We start from the raw sequence: 16,400 nt of genomic DNA on the forward strand, positions 1-16,400 counted from the left end.
ACCATTCCGGCAGCCTTATTCACCATAATGACATCATCATCTTCATAAATGATGTCTATCGGGATATTTTCAGGATAAACTTCTGTATCGCGGGGCGGATGCGGCAGCACCATTGAAATAACATCGAGAGGCTTCACCTTATAGCTAGCCTTGACGACTTTCTCATTTACTAAAACATTACCGGCGTCAATCGCATTCTGAATACGGTTGCGGGAGGTATTCTCGGTACGAATAATCAGGAATTTATCCAGTCTTAATAATGACTGACCTTTATCCACAACGATTCGCAGGTGTTCATACAGGTCCTGCTCCTCTAATTCCTGATTATCCTCTATCATGCTGCAAAATTAAATCTTTGGAGGGAAAACGCGGCATAAACCTTCATCCATATTCCCGGATATTTAATTTCCTGTTAAATCTTGAATTAACATCTATTTAAGACCAGTTTTAAACAAAAGACCTTAACTTTATATCGAATAGATAAATATCCTTATGAAAAATCATTTACACTTCCGCCTTATTGTTATAGGCTTATTCCTGGCCCTCCCAATCTTTGCATATTCTCAGAGTGATGTATCCGGCCTCATAAAATCGAGTCCTGCAGATGCTACCAAGCTCGCCCAGGCTTACTTAAAACCCCTTTTTAAAGGCTTGGGTGTAGGATTAAACTCCGGATGGAATAATACAGCACACTCAAAAAATCTGCTTAGGTTTGATCTTCGCTTCGGCATAACAGGTGCAGTAGTCCCGCAACCGGATGAGAGCTTTGACGTGACCAAAATTGGTTTATCTAATAATGTAAGACCTACGAATCCGGCACAGACAATGGCACCAACTCTTTCAGGTTCGAAAGATAATAGTACTCAATTAACCGTATATGATAATAATAATCAGGCATTAGAATCATTTACCTTACCTGGAGGTACAGGAATCGGATTAATTCCGGCTCCACAACTACAGGGTTCAATCGGACTATCCAGAGGCATTGAATTAAGCCTCAGAGCAATGCCAACTGTTAAGCTTGGCAGCGATTTCGGTTCTATCGGAATGATTGGAGGAGGCCTTAAAGTTGAACTGATCCCTTTAATTTCAGGAATGGCTGATAAAATTCTTCCATTAGACATTGCTCTGGCCGCAGGATACACACAATTCACTTATGAGGTGCCACTAAACGTACCGGCACCTGCCAATGCTATACCATCTTCAGCAACTCAACCCAGTAATTTCTCAAACCAAAGGGTTGAAGCTAAATTTTCAGGCATCAATACTGAATTAATTTTTTCAAAAAGAATCCTGCTCTTTACCCCATTTATAAGTGTGGGTCATAATTCTGCAAAGACCGATGCGGGGATGAAAGGTAATTACCCAATAATTGATGGAGTAACACTACTGGGACAGAAAACTTATACTGTGTTTACCGACCCAATAAATATTAAACAAACCGATATCAGTGGATTCAGAACAAATATTGGTTTTCAATTAAACCTTGCATTTTTCAGGATTTACGGTTCATACAGTATGGCCGAATACAACTCATTTAACGGTGGTATAGGATTTGGTTTAGGAAAATAGATTCAAAGAACCCAGATGACCGATCTTCCAATTAACAGTCCGGTTGAAGAAATATTTAATCCGCTCTTCAGCTCAAAGGGAGTTCAGTTATTCATAAAAAGGGATGACATGATCCATCCCTTTATCTCTGGAAACAAATGGCGTAAGCTTAAATATATACTTCTGGAGGCCAAAAAACTGCAGAAAAAGCATCTGGTTACCTTTGGCGGCGCTCATTCCAATCATCTGATTGCCACCGCCTGTGCAGCAGCAAAATTTGGCTTTAACAGTACAGGAATAGTACGTGGCGAAAATGTCGAAAATGAGACTCTCCTTTTATGCAGACTTTTCGGAATGCATCTGATCTTCGAAGATCGTGAAAGTTACCGCGATAAGCCTGCCTTGTTTAAAAGACAATTCGGTAATGACCCGGAGGAATTTTTTATTGATGAAGGCGGATCAGGACCTTTGGCCGCAACAGGCTGTTCAGAACTAATTGACGAACTTACTGAAACCTATGACCATCTCTTTTGCGCTGCAGGAACCGGCACTACCGCTGCCGGCATTCTTTCAGGTATAAACAGAAAATCTATAACAACAAAAATGCATGTCGTTCCTGTCCTCAAAGGAGCAGATTTCCTGAAACAAGTGATTGATAAGCTCAGTAATGGAGCTTCCTTTGAATTTCACTCACAATACCACTTTGGGGGATATGCAAAAACGAGTGATGAACTGTTGAACTTTATTAAAAATTTTACCAGTTCTACGGGAATACTAATCGACCCGGTCTATACCGGAAAGCTCGTCTTTGCAATCTATGATCTAATCTCAAAAGATTATTTTGCCAGGGGATCTCGGATACTTGCAGTACATACCGGAGGAATTACCGGGATACTGGGAATGGCAGACAGATTTAAATTCTGATTGTCCAATTTCAGGCAGAATCCTCTCCTATTTGCCTCAATTTTTTATGATCAAAACATTTCCTGAAAAAAACATTACTTGAAAAAATAGCTTTAAACGTTTTAAACCTGTTTTTCAAAAAAAACATTGCAAAACCCCTAAATTTGCTCATTTGAGCACATTTTAGTAATTTTGAGTATATCCTAACCATTATGTATAAACTATCAGTTTCGCCAGAAAAAGTTCAGGAAACACTCAGCAAACATATCCTTGCCGATGGTTACGACCTTACGTTCGACATGGAAAAAAGCAATGGTGTTTATATCTATGATGCCAAATATGATCGCACATTATTAGACTTTTTTACCTGTTTCGCATCAGTTCCTTTGGGCTACAATCATCCCAAAATGGTAAATGATGAAGAATTTAAAAAAAATCTGATGCTGGCTGCATTAACCAATCCTTCCAACTCAGATATCTATACAACCCAATACGCTCAGTTTGTTAAAACTTTCTCTAGGGTTGGTATTCCGGATTATCTGCCCCATGCTTTTTTTATCGCTGGTGGTGGACTTGCGATCGAAAATGCTCTTAAGGTGGCTATGGACTGGAAAGTTCAGAAAAATTTCCAGAAGGGTTATACCAGGGAACGCGGGTATAAGGTACTTCATTTTGAAAAGGCATTTCACGGCCGTACCGGTTATACGATGAGTTTAACCAATACCATTCCGGATAAAACTAAATGGTTTGCACATTTTGACTGGCCGCGGGTGAGTGTTCCAACAATTCATTTCCCCTTTACCGATGAGGGCTATGAAGATCTGAAAAAAAGAGAAGCACTTTCTTTGGCTCAGATCAGACAGGCTTTTATTGATAACAAAGATGATATTTGTGCCATTATCATTGAACCTATTCAATCAGAAGGTGGTGACAATCATGTTCGGCAGGAGTTTCTTGAGCAATTAAGACTGATTTCGGATGAAAACGATTGCTTTTTGATCTATGATGAAGTTCAAACAGGTGTAGGTCTCTCGGGTAAATTTTGGACTCATGAGCATTTTGGAGTAAAGGCACGTCCCGATATCCTTGCATTTGGTAAGAAAATGCAGGTTTGCGGAATTCTTGTTGGGAATAAAGTTGATGAAATTGAGAGCAATGTATTCAGAGTACCCTCCCGGATTAATTCAACCTGGGGTGGAAATCTGGTGGATATGGTCAGGTCAACGCGCATTCTTGAAATCATTGAAGAAGATAATTTACTGAGTAATGCTACCATTACAGGAAACTACCTTCAGGAACGACTGCGTAAGATCTCCGAAAAGCATGATAAAATCGCTAATGTCAGAGGCCGGGGTTTAATCACTGCATTTGATTTTCCGAATAAGGGTATGCGCGACAGGTTCATTACTGCAGGAATGAAAAAAAATGTAATGTTTCTAGGTTGCGGTGAAAAGTCAATAAGATTCAGGCCTGCATTGATTATTGAAGAGAAACATATTGATGAAGGATTAGAGATTCTGGAGAGTATTGTTCCTTCATTATAAGATACAAAAATGCCCGATGGAGACTTCCCACGGGCATTTTTTTTCAATTAAGAACAAGCTTTTATCTAAGATCGAATATATTATCAATTCCCAGAAGCTTTCTGCTTGTAAATCCCTCGGCAAACTCAGCACCAATAGCCTTACCTAATTCACGGGATCGGGCCTCGATCACTTTCAAAAAAGAAGGTGAAGATATATAGGTTTCCGTTTCATCACTATCCGGATCAAAAAACTGTGTTTTAAATGCATGGATACATTCCATTTTTGTGTCCCAGAAATCAGTCACATCCACCAAAATATCAGGCTGAATGTACCTGTCTTGTATGTACTGCAGCAATAAACGGGGTCTGAATGCATTCTGATCCTTCCCATCTATCTCTGTTTTTATTTTTGGAAGTCCGGCAAGAAAAAATGCATCATTAACCAAATCCCCTCCCTTTCCGTGATCAGGATGCCGGTCATGCAGGGCATTGCTGAATACAATTTCAGGAGTATATTTCCTGATCATCTGAATGATCTTTAGCTGATGTTCCTCATCATTTCGAAAAAACCCATCTCTCATTCCCAAGTTCTCTCTGATATGTAAGCCAAGAATCCGTGTTGATTCTGATGTTTCTGCATCACGGGTTTCAGCAGTACCGCGGGTCCCTAATTCGCCACGCGTTAAGTCGACAATGCCAACTTTTTTGCCGGCTGCTATATATTTCAGTATGGTTCCGGAACATCCGAGCTCTGCATCATCAGGATGTGCCGCAAAAACAAGCAGATCTAATTTCATAATTTCTCAGTAATCAGTAATTTGTTGATTCTCTTTTTAATTCTTGATGAATTGGGCTTAGTGAAAGGATAAAAAAAATCTACCGCTTCTCCTCTGGTATTAATAAGATATTTATGAAAATTCCATCTTGGTGAAGCACCAACATGTCCGTTAAGTTTCTTATCTGAAAGAAATTTATAAAGCGGATGAGCATACTCACCTCTAACCCGTATCTTGTCAAAAACCGGGAAGCTTACACCATAATTCTTTTCACAAAAATCACCCAGTGCAAAGCCCTCAAGAGGTTCCTGTCCACCAAAATCATTGGATGGGAAAGCCAGAATTTCAAAATCCTCACCCTCGTAATCCTTACGAAGAGTTTCAAGTTCCTTAAGCTGTGGTGTAAAGCCACATTCGGAAGCTATATTTACTACAAGCAATACCTTACCCTCATAGATACCTAAACTCATATGCTCACCATTCAGTTTTTGAACAGTGAACTGGTAAACCGACTTTTGATTCATAAATAGCTATATGAGTAATATCCTGAAGACTGAATGATGGCTTCAATATCCCTGTCTTCCTGAGGATCATAGGTATTTTTAAGGTTATTGCCAAAAATTCTTGCTATCGATTGGTAGAAAAAAGCAGTGATTCCACCTTTCATATCCTTTAACAGGTCATAGCTGCTGGTACCGGTTTCCCTGTCAATTAATTTGATCAGTATTCCACCCTGTGTAATGGTCAGATTTTTTACCTCGCGGTTAAACATATCTTTAATTTCTACTTCAAATGACTTAATCATTACCCTCTTTTCCTTCCTGCTCTTTACATTAGCAAGATTCATTTGCAATTCCTGATACTTACGCCGGGCATACATTGCATAAGGTAAAACCTTTAACACATTATACCTCAATCGGTTAAACTTAGCCTTTTCTTCAGGTGATCTGAAGAGACGGGTATCAATAACGGTAACTTCGGGTATAACGATCCAGGGGATCAATTCATTGTCCACATTTGTAATTGAAACTCTGATGGTATCTTTAGGCCCTTTTATGGTCGGGTCATTTTTATACTGGGCATATGTCATTTTTGACATCAAAACCACACAAATAATTACCGATAGCCTTAAAAATTTCATAAATTTATGATCTGCAAATTTACAGCTAAATTTTGTATATATTAATACATAAAGTTACGTAATGTAACCCGGCAAATACACTCAGAGCTTTGAAATATAGCTATTGCATGACAAAATGAAAGAAATTGTAATCGATCTGGAGGCTGAAAAGAAGGAAATACTCAAGCGGTACCGGGCTTTACTGCGTGCGTGTAAATCGACTATGCAAAAAGGCGATAAACACATGATCCGGCTTGCTTTTGACATGGCCCTTGAAAGCCATCAGAATATGCGCCGCAAATCAGGTGAGCCATACATATATCATCCTATTGCTGTTGCTCAAATTGCAGCCGAAGAAATTGGTCTTGGAACCACATCCATTGTTTGCGCGCTCCTGCATGATGTTGTAGAAGATACAGATATTACCCTGGATGATATTGAACGTGAGTTCGGAAAGAAAGTAGCCAAAATTATCGATGGATTAACCAAAATATCCGGTGTTTTTGACTACAACAGTTCTCTGCAGGCAGAAAACTTCAGAAAAATGCTCCTTACGCTGGCTGATGACGTCAGGGTAATTCTGATCAAACTCGCTGATCGCCTGCATAATATGCGGACCATGGAATTCATGCCAAGGGATAAGCAGTTAAAAATCTCTTCAGAAACAGTTTATCTCTACGCACCCCTGGCACACCGCTTAGGCCTTTATACCCTGAAATCAGAACTTGAAGATCTTTCCATGAAATACATGGAGCCTGTAACTTACAAGTTCATCGCCCAGCAGCTAAATGAGAAGAAAGCCGAAAGGGAAAACTTTATCAGAGATTTTATTAGCCCGATTAAGGAAATATTAAATGAGCAGGGGCTAGATGCGGATGTGTATGGAAGACCAAAATCAATTCATTCCATCTGGACAAAAATGCGCAAGAAGAATATTCCATTTGACGAAGTATATGATCTCTTTGCGATACGAATAATCCTGAACAGCAAACCAGAAAATGAAAAGTCTGATTGCTGGAAAGCCTATTCCATAGTTACCGACTTATATCACCCAAATCCTGACAGACTTCGCGACTGGATCTCCTCACCAAGAGCTAATGGCTACGAATCACTGCATACAACTGTTATGGGTCCCCGGGGGCAATGGGTTGAGGTTCAGATCCGTACAACACGAATGAATGAGATTGCTGAGAAGGGGTTTGCAGCACATTGGAAATACAAAGAAGAACCTAATAATGATAGCGGACTCGACCAATGGATTCATAAAGTCAGGGAACTACTGAGCAATCCGGAGGCAAACGCTCTGGACTTTCTGGATGATTTTAAAATGAACCTCTTTTCGGATGAAATTTTCATTTTTACCCCAAAAGGTTCATTAATTCAGTTGCCGGTGAATGCTACAGCTCTTGATTTTGCATTTGAGATCCATACGGATATCGGTGCAAGCTGTATTGGTGCAAAAGTGAACCACAAACTGGTACCTCTCTCTTATAAATTACAAAATGGTGATCAGGTTGAGATTATAACTTCCAGCAAACAGTCGCCAAAAGAAGACTGGTTAAACTTTGTTGTTACTGCAAAGGCTAAATCAAAGATTAAATCCTCCTTGAAAGAGGAAAAACGTAAAATCGCTGAAAATGGTAAAGAAATCCTGGAGCGAAAACTTAAATCATTAAAAGTCACTTACAATTCTGACAATCTATATAAGCTTTCTTACTTTTTTAAGCTTCCATCAACCCTGGATCTCTTTTATAATGTTGCTCAGGGCAAAATTGATGTTAAACAACTTAAAGAATTCGTTGCTTCTGAGAAAATTGTCGAAAATAAGCCTGAAAAAATAGAATTTGTCCCAAATGAACAATTTAACAAGAAAGTAAAGGGAGACGACAGCGATACTTTATTGATTGGTGAAGACCTTCAGAAACTGGATTACAAACTTTCTGCTTGTTGTAACCCGATTCCCGGGGATGATGTTTTTGGCTTTGTAACTGTGGGTGATGGAATCAAGATCCACCGTACCAACTGTCCTAATGCTGCCAAATTAATGGCAAACTACGGATACAGAATTGTCAAAGCCAAATGGAATTCGCAAAAGGAACTTGCATTTTTAACCGGACTTCATATAACCGGCATTGATGATGTCGGACTTATCAATAAGATCACAACCGTAATATCCAGTGATTTCAAAGTCAATATGAGATCGATTACAGTGGATACCGAAGATGGTATTTTTGAAGGCTCTATTATGGTATATGTAAACAACACAAAACACCTTGATAACCTCATTCTAAAACTTAAGGAAGTGGCTGGAGTAAGTTCTGTGACCCGATTTGACTCTCATGACGAAGATATGGTGAAGGCCTCCTGAATTAAATGCTGAATATTCTTATTTTTTGGATAAATTTGGGCGTCATTTAATCGCACTATGCCCGGAAAAGATACAATTGCACTTGTCATAAAAATTTTTGAGGCTTATCTGGAGAACAAAAGCCTTCGAAAGACTCCTGAGCGCTATGCAATCCTGGAGGAAATCTATTCGCGTAACGATCATTTTGATGTGGAGTCTTTGTACATCCACATGAAAAATAAGAAGTACCGTGTAAGTCGTGCCACTGTGTATAATACACTTGAGCTTTTAGTATCCTGCGATCTGGTTACCAAGCATCAGTTTGGTAAGAACATGGCTCAATTCGAAAAATCCTACGGCTACAAGCAGCATGATCATATTATTTGCATTGATTGCGGAAAAGTTGTAGAGTTTTGTGATCCAAGAATACAGCAGATTCAAAGCATGATGGGTGATATTCTTAAATTTGATATCAAACATCATTCATTAAATTTATATGGGAATTGTACTCGCCTGAAAGAAGGACATTGCGATTCATTTGTTAATAAAAGTTAATCTAAACATACCTAATACCCCCCTATTTTAAATCATGACTGTTGACGTATTGCTAGGCCTCCAATGGGGCGACGAAGGAAAAGGAAAAATTGTTGATGTCTTAAGTCCGGAATATGACTTGATCGCCCGTTTTCAGGGTGGGCCAAATGCCGGTCATACTTTGGAGTTTGACAATCAGAAATATGTACTGAATACTATTCCTTCAGGAATATTCAACGATAAAGCGATGAATCTCATTGGTAACGGTGTGGTTATCGACCCTATTATCTTAAAAAGAGAACTTGACAACCTCAAAAAAAATGGTTTTGATCCGGTTGCAAGAAAAAAAATGGTTATTGCCCGTAAAGCCCATCTGATTCTGCCAACACATCAGCTTTTAGATGCCGCATCAGAAAGCAATATGGGGGAAAGCAAAATAGGTTCAACTTTAAAAGGCATCGGGCCAACCTATATGGATAAAACCGGCAGAAATGGTTTACGTGTGGGTGATACTATGCTGACTGATTTCCGCGAACGTTATATGCGTCTGGTGAACAAACACCGCTCGATTTTATCACATTATGGCGAGATCCCTGATTATTCAGAAAAAGAAGCTGCATTCTTTGAGGCAGTTGAATTATTAAAATCAATCCCACAGGTTGATAGTGAGCATTTTGTGAATCAATACCTGAGGGATGGTAAAAAAGTACTGGCAGAAGGTGCGCAGGGTACCATGCTCGATATAGACTTTGGCTCCTATCCTTTTGTCACTTCATCCAATACTACCACCGCCGGTGCATGTACCGGCCTTGGAGTGGCCCCTAAAAATATTGGTCATGTGATTGGTATCTTTAAAGCATACTGCACACGGGTAGGAAGCGGCCCTTTTCCAACTGAACTTGAGAATGAAACAGGTGAAGAACTCCGGAAAATTGGACATGAATTTGGTGCTACCACAGGTCGTCCACGCCGTTGCGGGTGGATAGATCTTCCGGCATTAAAATATGCGATCATGTTAAATGGAGTTTCTGAGATGGTGATGACCAAAGCTGATGTATTAAGCGGATTTGAGACCATTTATGCCTGTACTCATTACAAATACAATGGAGAAGTGGTCGATTATATGCCATATGACATTAACGCAATCAAGGCAGAACCTATATTTGAAGCTATTCCGGGATGGAAAGAAGATTTAACAGGCATCCGTGAAATTGATCAGATTCCTGAAAAATTAAAAAACTATATAACCTACCTTGAAAAGCATCTGGGAGTACCTATTAAATATCTTTCAGTGGGTCCGGATCGCGTTCAAACCCTGACTCTTTGTTAATTCAGGATTCGGGGCATCTTCGTGGTATTTAATTGATTTAAAGTATCTATGTTAAAGGTTTTTCATACTGATGATCCGGAAACTTTTAAATCAAAAGCTTTGTTTTGGGCAAATTCATTTGATACAGCCTGTTATTTCGACTCAAATAATTTTTCAGATCCCTATTCGGCATTCGGGGCATATATTGCTGCGGGAAAGGCCACTGAATTAAATGATTCCGGAAAGAATCCATTTGTTGCCCTCGAAGAATTTTTGACTAAAACCAATGGCTATATTCCGGGTTATTTTTCCTATGACCTCAAGAATGAGACAGAAGATCTTCTATCCGAAAATCCGGATCACCTTTGCTTTCCGAAAATTCATTTTTTTCTTCCAAAGCACAGCATCCAGATCAAAAATAATGAGGTCAGTATCATCAGTGATTTTGCAGATGAGGTTTGGAACATTATTCATCAAACTTCTTTAAAACAGTCTGAAGAACCGGTATCGATACCGGCCATACTCAGCAGGTTTGAGCGAAACGAATACATTCAAACCGTTCAGAAAATACAGAAGCATATTCAGAGAGGAGATATTTATGAGATCAACTTTTGCCAGGAATTTTATGCAGAGAATGCGGAAATTGATCCATTAGAAGTTTTTATTGCTCTTAACAAACTATCGCCAACCCCATTTGCCAATTACTTTAAAATAAACGAGCAATATATTATTTCGGCTACACCTGAGCGCTTTTTGAGCCGCAGAGGAAACAAACTTATCAGTCAGCCTATCAAAGGGACATCTTCCCGTAATACTGATGCTAACAGAGATAAAAGGCAGAAAGAAGAACTGCTTAAAAATGAAAAAGAACGTGCAGAAAACGTCATGATTGTGGATCTGGTCAGAAATGACCTTACAAAAAGTGCTAAGCCAGGAACAGTAAGAGTGGAGGAACTATTCGGTATATATAGCTTTAAACAGGTGCATCAGATGATTTCGACAGTGGTTTGTGAAGCAGATGAAAAACTCTCGAATCCAGGGATTATTGCAAATACTTTTCCGATGGGCTCAATGACAGGTGCGCCAAAAATAAGAGCGATGCAGCTGGCAGAAAAATATGAACGGAGTAAACGTGGGGTTTATTCAGGTGCTGTAGGTTATTTCGCCCCTGATGGTGATTTTGATTTCAATGTGGTGATCCGGACAATCCTTTATAATGCAAAGCAGAAGTATCTCTCATTCCATGTTGGGAGTGCCATAACTCTGGATTCAGATCCGGAGAAAGAATATGAAGAATGTCTGTTAAAAGGAAAGGCAATCAGGGATGTTTTGAAACCCATTAATCCCTGATTGCCATTTTTTTTATTTCAATTTGGCACCGGTATAATACTGGCGTGCCTCAGGTAAAAGTTTTCTGATAGCAGCAATCCTGGTTTCATCACTTGGGTGTGAACTCAAAAATTCAGGTTGAGCACCACTGCTGCTTTTAGCAGCTGCCATACGCTCCCAGAATGTTACAGCATTATCTGGATTATATCCTGCCATTGCCATAAAAATGAGCCCTAAACGATCCGCTTCACTTTCCTGATTACGTGAATACTTCAACAATGCAAGCTGACCACCTATACCATATAACTGACCAATTACCTGTTGTGTACCTTGAGATGCTCCACCAACTGCAGCTCCGAGAATACCACCACCTGCCTGGGCAAGGGTCATCTGTGAGTATCTTTCAGCTGCATGCTGTGCAATAGCGTGTGCTATTTCATGACCCATAACTGTCGCAAGTCCTGCTTCATTCTGAGTTACAGGCAAAATACCTGAATAGATTGCTACTTTTCCACCAGGCATACACCATGCGTTAATATCCTTGCTTTCTACCAGAGTAAATTGATACTTGTAATTGTACTTATCCCCGAAACCATTAGCCTGCATGTAACGGTTTATTGCTGAGGCAAGTTTGTTCCCAACTGTACTTACCCGCTGAGCATCCGTACCCCTCGAGATCACTTTGGTAGAAGGATCAGAAAGAAATTGATTGTAGGCACTTGCAGCTTCATTTTGCAAAGCTGCATCATCCACCAGACTTAACTGGCTTCTGCCTGTAAGCGGCACCTGTGAGCAGGAAAACAGGAAGATTCCAATCGCTAATGCGATTAAAAAGTTTAATTTTTTCATAGTTAAGAATTAAATAACGTGATTAATGAGCTTTTCTTTTAAACAGATCTACTCTGGTTTCTTTTCCTTTTAGCAGTCGCTCAATATTCTTTTGATGTGTAACTAAAATCAGTACACAAATACACATTCCATAAAGCAGGACAGAACGTATTGGAGATTGAAATATGAAAATTATACTGAGGGGAAATGAAAACCCTGCCATTATGGAACTCAGTGATACATATTTGAAAATAAGCAAAAATACAACAAAGGTAAGAACGCAAAGCATCGCTGCCTCTGAGTGTACTGCCAATATCATACCAAATAATGTGGCAACACCTTTCCCTCCCCTAAAACCCGCAAAAACAGGGAATAAGTGTCCTAAAACTGCAGTTACTCCAAGAGCAAGCTGGTAATTCACAAATTGTACTGAATTTTGGGGACCGGTAACTGAAAGTCCGATGAGGTATGCAAGATTGGTTGCAGTATAACCTTTAAAAATATCGAGGAACATCACAGCAAGGCCGGCCTTTTTACCCAGGACCCTGAAGGTATTAGTCGCTCCGGCATTCCCACTGCCATATTCACGAACATCTATTCCATAAAAAGCCTGACCAATCCATACGGCTGTAGGAATTGATCCGAAAAGATATGCAAGAATCAAGGCTGAGAGCGAGTAAATCGATATCATTCTTTACAATATTACAAATTCAATCAGGTCTATAAATGAAAAAATAAATTTAATCAGGGCTTGACCGCTTTGAGGCTCATGTCCAGACTTTTAACAGAATGGGTTAATGCCCCCATAGAAACATAATCAACCCCGCAATTGGCATACTCTAAAACATTATCCTCCGTGATACCACCCGAGGCCTCAGTAATGTAAGATCCGTTCACCAGATTTACAGCTTCTTTAAGTAATGAGAAACTAAAATTATCAAGTAAGATTCTATCGATTTGACCAAACTGCATTACTTTTTTCAACTCATTCAGATTTCTCACCTCCACTTCAACAGGTATGTTGATTTCATTTTCTTTTAAATAATCCTGAGCAGATTTTATCGCATTACTTATACCACCAGCATAATCAACATGATTATCCTTAATCAGAATCATATCATATAAGCCGAATCTGTGATTGACCCCTCCACCTATCCTGACGGCCATTTTTTCAAGATAACGAAGTCCCGGGGTAGTTTTACGGGTATCCAGCACTTTAGTCCCGGTGCCTTCAAGGATTTTTACAATCCGATTGGTAGTGCTGGCTATACCACTCATTCTTTGCATAGTATTTAAAACCAAACGTTCGGCTTTCAGGATTGAATGAACACTCCCGCTCACATAAAATGCAATATCCCCAGGTTTTACAGTCTCACCATCCTGAATGAGAATATCAATCAGAAGTGTAGCATCAACCGCCTTAAATATTTCTATGGAAACATCAATACCTGCTATAATACCATTGTCTTTGATCAACAGCTTCGCTTTACCAGTCTGGCCTTTAGGGATAGTTGAAAGTGAAGTATGATCACCATCACCAATATCCTCTGCCAGAGCATTCGAAATGAATGGCTCTAAAATTGATTTGTCTAAATTCATTGTAATTGGTCAGGCAAAAATAGAAATACTTAATTACAATTCTTTATCGTTTTCTATAGTAATGGTTTTGATCAAAAATTTATTGCCATCATTTGCCATTGAAATGGACACCCTTAATTTGTCATCTTTCGATTGTAAATAAAGTACCCCGAATTTATAATTTGAACTGGAACTAAGCCTGTGAATAACTTTTACCGAAACTGGTACATGCTTGGAAAAAAAATCTCGAAGAATTAGCTCGGCCTGTGCTTTAGAGTACTCGCCTTCTTCAGAAAGTATGTCCAATTCAATTACACTTGCAAAGTACCCTGCAATCTCTTTACTATTTGAATCCTTAAAATAGCCTGAAAGGGTATCAAAAATATCCCTTTGCTGCATCTTAGCAGGCACAAATGAAAAAAAACAAGAAATAATACCGAAGATTAGAATTTTGGTTCCCATTTTTTTTAAATAATAGCACTAAAAGTATGCCATAAAACAAAAAAGCGAATTTATTTATTTTGGGCTTATATTTGTATTGTGAAAAATAAAAAAGCAATCCTTCTGATCCTCGATGGCTGGGGCTATGGAAATCATGATAAATCTGATGCAGTAAGTGTAGCTAATACACCATTCTTCGACCATTTAATTAAAACCTACCCAAACTCTAAATTGCAGGCTTCGGGAGAAGCGGTTGGCCTTCCCGCCGGACAAATGGGCAATTCGGAAGTTGGTCATATGAATCTGGGTGCTGGCAGGGTTATTTATCAGGAATTAGGACGTATAAATAAAGCTGTTAAAGAGAATGAGCTTAATGAGAACCCGGTTCTGAAGGCAGCATTCAACTATGCATTAAATTCTAACAAAAATGTACACTTCATCGGACTTTTATCCAATGGAGGAGTTCATTCTCATATTGATCATTTGAAAGGTTTATGCGATGCTGCGAAAGCCAATCAGGTAAAAAATGTATTTATTCATGCCTTTATGGATGGGCGGGATACTGACCCGGCTTCAGGTTTACAGTTTATACAGGAATTGAATGCTCATCTTGAGCATTCTGCGGGTACCATTGCATCTGCAATTGGAAGGTATTACGCTATGGACAGAGACAATCGCTGGGAACGGGTTAAGCTAGCCTATGATCTTATGGTTCACGGTACCGGTAAACCAAGCATGAATATTTCAGAAAGTATACAGCAGTCATATGACGCCGGTATTAGTGATGAATTTATAGATCCAATTGTAAAAATAGACAATGATGGTATACCTGTTGGCAAAATTGAACAGGGTGATGTAGTAATCTGTTTCAATTTCAGGACAGACCGAGGAAGGGAAATTACAAGTGCTCTGAGCCAGCAATCTTTTCCTGAATACAACATGCAGGCCCTGGATCTATACTATGTAACTATGACCACATATGATGAAACATTTAAAAATGTTCATGTCATATTTACTAAAGATGATCTTAACCAAACCCTTGGAGCCGTCCTGGAACAAAATCATAAAAATCAGATCCGAATTGCAGAAACAGAAAAATATCCGCATGTAACCTTCTTCTTTTCTGGCGGCAGAGAACGGGAATTTAGCAATGAGAAAAGAATTCTTATTCCTTCCCCAAAAGTTGCAACGTATGATCTTCAACCTGAGATGAGTGCAGCACAGATTGCAGACTCAATTTGTCCTGAACTTGAAAGTGGTTGGCCGGATTTCGTTTGTCTTAATTTTGCTAATCCTGATATGGTTGGACATACGGGTATATTCAGCGCAGTAGTGAAAGCAGTTGAAACAGTTGACCGCTGCCTGGAGCAGGTTGTTAAATGCGGAATAAAAAACGGTTATTCCTTCATTATTCTCGCAGATCATGGCAATGCAGACTATATGATCAATGAAGATGGCTCTCCAAATACCGCACATACCACAAACCTTGTTCCTTGTATTTTGATTGATGAGGACTATAAACATATCAAAGATGGGAAATTGGGGGATATAGCGCCTACAATACTGAAATTAATGAATATTCAATCACCGGAAATAATGAGCGGTGAAGTACTGGTTTATTAATGTACCGCAAACTAGCTATTCTACTCCTTATTTTCATTTCTTCCTGCTCAAACCAGGAAGAAATGAAAACGAAAACAACATTTTTTGACATAAAAGGATTTTTTGAATCTGAGGTTAAACGTCTGACAAACAAAAAATCAACTGTGAATAAAAGTGTCAGACAAAATGACCAGTCAGAAATTAAAAAGAATCTTTCTGTAGACTGGGTGAATGAACTTGCTCTTTTCATTGCTTCAGATATAAATAAGCCGGCCTGGAAGGATAGTTATAAGATTAGCGGAGATAGTGTTCGTTTCAACTATTTGGCAATTGATACGAATCTGCGCACCAGATCTGTCGAAATAAAAAAAGACCAACAGGGACGGGCTGTTTTTTTCAAAATAAAAAACATAACCCGCAGTAAACTTTATGAATCCTCAGAAGAACTGATTTATATCCCTGATTCAATTTACACGATAAATAAAAATCAAAGCGTGAGATTACTTGGTAAGAACACTTATAAGATCAGTGGAACTGTATTGAAATAAAAATCAGCA

Annotated in this window: 17 protein-coding genes; 9 read left to right on the top strand and 8 right to left on the bottom strand. The window is 39.1% G+C overall.

Annotated elements, in window-relative coordinates:
• Positions 1-338 (bottom strand): S4 domain-containing protein (locus VGE44_RS12145; RefSeq protein WP_331079395.1); only part of this gene is annotated, 338 nt, incomplete at its 3' end.
• Positions 339-492: 154 nt separating this feature from the next.
• Between VGE44_RS12145 and VGE44_RS12150 the strand changes: the two genes are divergently transcribed.
• The 3 genes from VGE44_RS12150 to lat all read left to right on the top strand — a co-directional run bounded on the left by VGE44_RS12150 (position 493) and on the right by lat (position 3,998).
• A complete protein-coding gene (locus VGE44_RS12150; RefSeq protein WP_331079398.1) occupies positions 493-1,572 on the top strand; it encodes a DUF6588 family protein in 1,080 nt (359 codons plus the stop codon).
• Between the two features lie 15 nt (positions 1,573-1,587).
• Positions 1,588-2,475, top strand: coding sequence for a 1-aminocyclopropane-1-carboxylate deaminase/D-cysteine desulfhydrase (locus tag VGE44_RS12155; protein WP_331079401.1), 888 nt, complete (start codon positions 1,588-1,590; stop codon positions 2,473-2,475).
• Between the two features lie 191 nt (positions 2,476-2,666).
• Entirely contained in the window at positions 2,667-3,998 is a 1,332-nt protein-coding gene (gene lat / locus VGE44_RS12160; RefSeq protein ID WP_331079403.1) for an L-lysine 6-transaminase, read from the top strand.
• A gap of 61 nt (positions 3,999-4,059) precedes the next feature.
• Here lat and bshB1 read toward each other — a convergent pair whose 3' ends face one another.
• From bshB1 to VGE44_RS12175, 3 genes are read right to left on the bottom strand one after another with little or no spacing between them, the layout of a single operon-like run.
• The gene (gene bshB1 / locus VGE44_RS12165) at positions 4,060-4,776 is read right to left on the bottom strand and encodes a bacillithiol biosynthesis deacetylase BshB1 (RefSeq protein ID WP_331079405.1); all 717 of its coding nucleotides are present in this window, start codon (positions 4,774-4,776) and stop codon (positions 4,060-4,062) included.
• On the bottom strand, positions 4,773-5,279 hold the full coding sequence (locus VGE44_RS12170; RefSeq protein WP_331079407.1) for a glutathione peroxidase: 507 nt from the start codon (positions 5,277-5,279) through the stop codon (positions 4,773-4,775). The genes bshB1 and VGE44_RS12170 overlap by 4 nt, the downstream gene beginning before the upstream one ends.
• Positions 5,276-5,896 carry a DUF4294 domain-containing protein gene (locus VGE44_RS12175; RefSeq protein WP_331079409.1) on the bottom strand — a complete coding sequence of 207 codons (621 nt, stop codon included), beginning with the start codon at positions 5,894-5,896 and terminating at the stop codon, positions 5,276-5,278. The genes VGE44_RS12170 and VGE44_RS12175 overlap by 4 nt, the downstream gene beginning before the upstream one ends.
• A gap of 115 nt (positions 5,897-6,011) precedes the next feature.
• Here VGE44_RS12175 and VGE44_RS12180 point away from each other — a divergent pair, with 115 nt between their 5' ends.
• From VGE44_RS12180 to VGE44_RS12195, 4 genes are read left to right on the top strand one after another with little or no spacing between them, the layout of a single operon-like run.
• Positions 6,012-8,243, top strand: coding sequence for a bifunctional (p)ppGpp synthetase/guanosine-3',5'-bis(diphosphate) 3'-pyrophosphohydrolase (locus VGE44_RS12180; RefSeq protein ID WP_331079410.1), 2,232 nt, complete (start codon positions 6,012-6,014; stop codon positions 8,241-8,243).
• Between the two features lie 57 nt (positions 8,244-8,300).
• On the top strand, positions 8,301-8,777 hold the full coding sequence (locus tag VGE44_RS12185) for a transcriptional repressor (protein ID WP_331079412.1): 477 nt from the start codon (positions 8,301-8,303) through the stop codon (positions 8,775-8,777).
• Positions 8,778-8,811: 34 nt separating this feature from the next.
• Positions 8,812-10,086 (top strand): adenylosuccinate synthase, encoded by a 1,275-nt coding sequence (locus tag VGE44_RS12190; RefSeq protein WP_331079414.1) that lies wholly within the window; start codon positions 8,812-8,814, stop codon positions 10,084-10,086.
• Between the two features lie 48 nt (positions 10,087-10,134).
• Positions 10,135-11,415, top strand: a complete 1,281-nt coding sequence (locus VGE44_RS12195) for an anthranilate synthase component I family protein (protein ID WP_331079416.1) — start codon at positions 10,135-10,137, stop codon at positions 11,413-11,415.
• 12 nt (positions 11,416-11,427) lie between these two features.
• On the opposite strand, the gene VGE44_RS12200 is transcribed toward VGE44_RS12195, so the two are convergent.
• The 4 genes from VGE44_RS12200 to VGE44_RS12215 are packed head-to-tail and all read right to left on the bottom strand — an operon-like array spanning position 11,428 to position 14,262.
• Complete coding sequence (locus VGE44_RS12200) at positions 11,428-12,243, bottom strand: M48 family metallopeptidase (protein ID WP_331079418.1); 816 nt, start codon at positions 12,241-12,243, stop codon at positions 11,428-11,430.
• 22 nt (positions 12,244-12,265) lie between these two features.
• Complete coding sequence (plsY, locus tag VGE44_RS12205; protein ID WP_331079420.1) at positions 12,266-12,913, bottom strand: glycerol-3-phosphate 1-O-acyltransferase PlsY; 648 nt, start codon at positions 12,911-12,913, stop codon at positions 12,266-12,268.
• Positions 12,914-12,966: 53 nt separating this feature from the next.
• Positions 12,967-13,821, bottom strand: coding sequence for a carboxylating nicotinate-nucleotide diphosphorylase (gene nadC, locus VGE44_RS12210; protein ID WP_331079422.1), 855 nt, complete (start codon positions 13,819-13,821; stop codon positions 12,967-12,969).
• A gap of 33 nt (positions 13,822-13,854) precedes the next feature.
• On the bottom strand, positions 13,855-14,262 hold the full coding sequence (locus tag VGE44_RS12215; protein ID WP_331079424.1) for a DUF4783 domain-containing protein: 408 nt from the start codon (positions 14,260-14,262) through the stop codon (positions 13,855-13,857).
• 78 nt (positions 14,263-14,340) lie between these two features.
• Here VGE44_RS12215 and gpmI point away from each other — a divergent pair, with 78 nt between their 5' ends.
• Together gpmI and VGE44_RS12225 are read left to right on the top strand one after the other, a co-directional pair.
• Positions 14,341-15,864 (top strand): 2,3-bisphosphoglycerate-independent phosphoglycerate mutase, encoded by a 1,524-nt coding sequence (gene gpmI, locus VGE44_RS12220; protein WP_331079426.1) that lies wholly within the window; start codon positions 14,341-14,343, stop codon positions 15,862-15,864.
• A gap of 62 nt (positions 15,865-15,926) precedes the next feature.
• A complete protein-coding gene (locus VGE44_RS12225; RefSeq protein WP_331079428.1) occupies positions 15,927-16,391 on the top strand; it encodes a hypothetical protein in 465 nt (154 codons plus the stop codon).
• Positions 16,392-16,400: the final 9 nt, after the last annotated feature.

The organism is Daejeonella sp. (genome assembly GCF_036405355.1).
Lineage (GTDB): Bacteria > Bacteroidota > Bacteroidia > Sphingobacteriales > Sphingobacteriaceae > Daejeonella.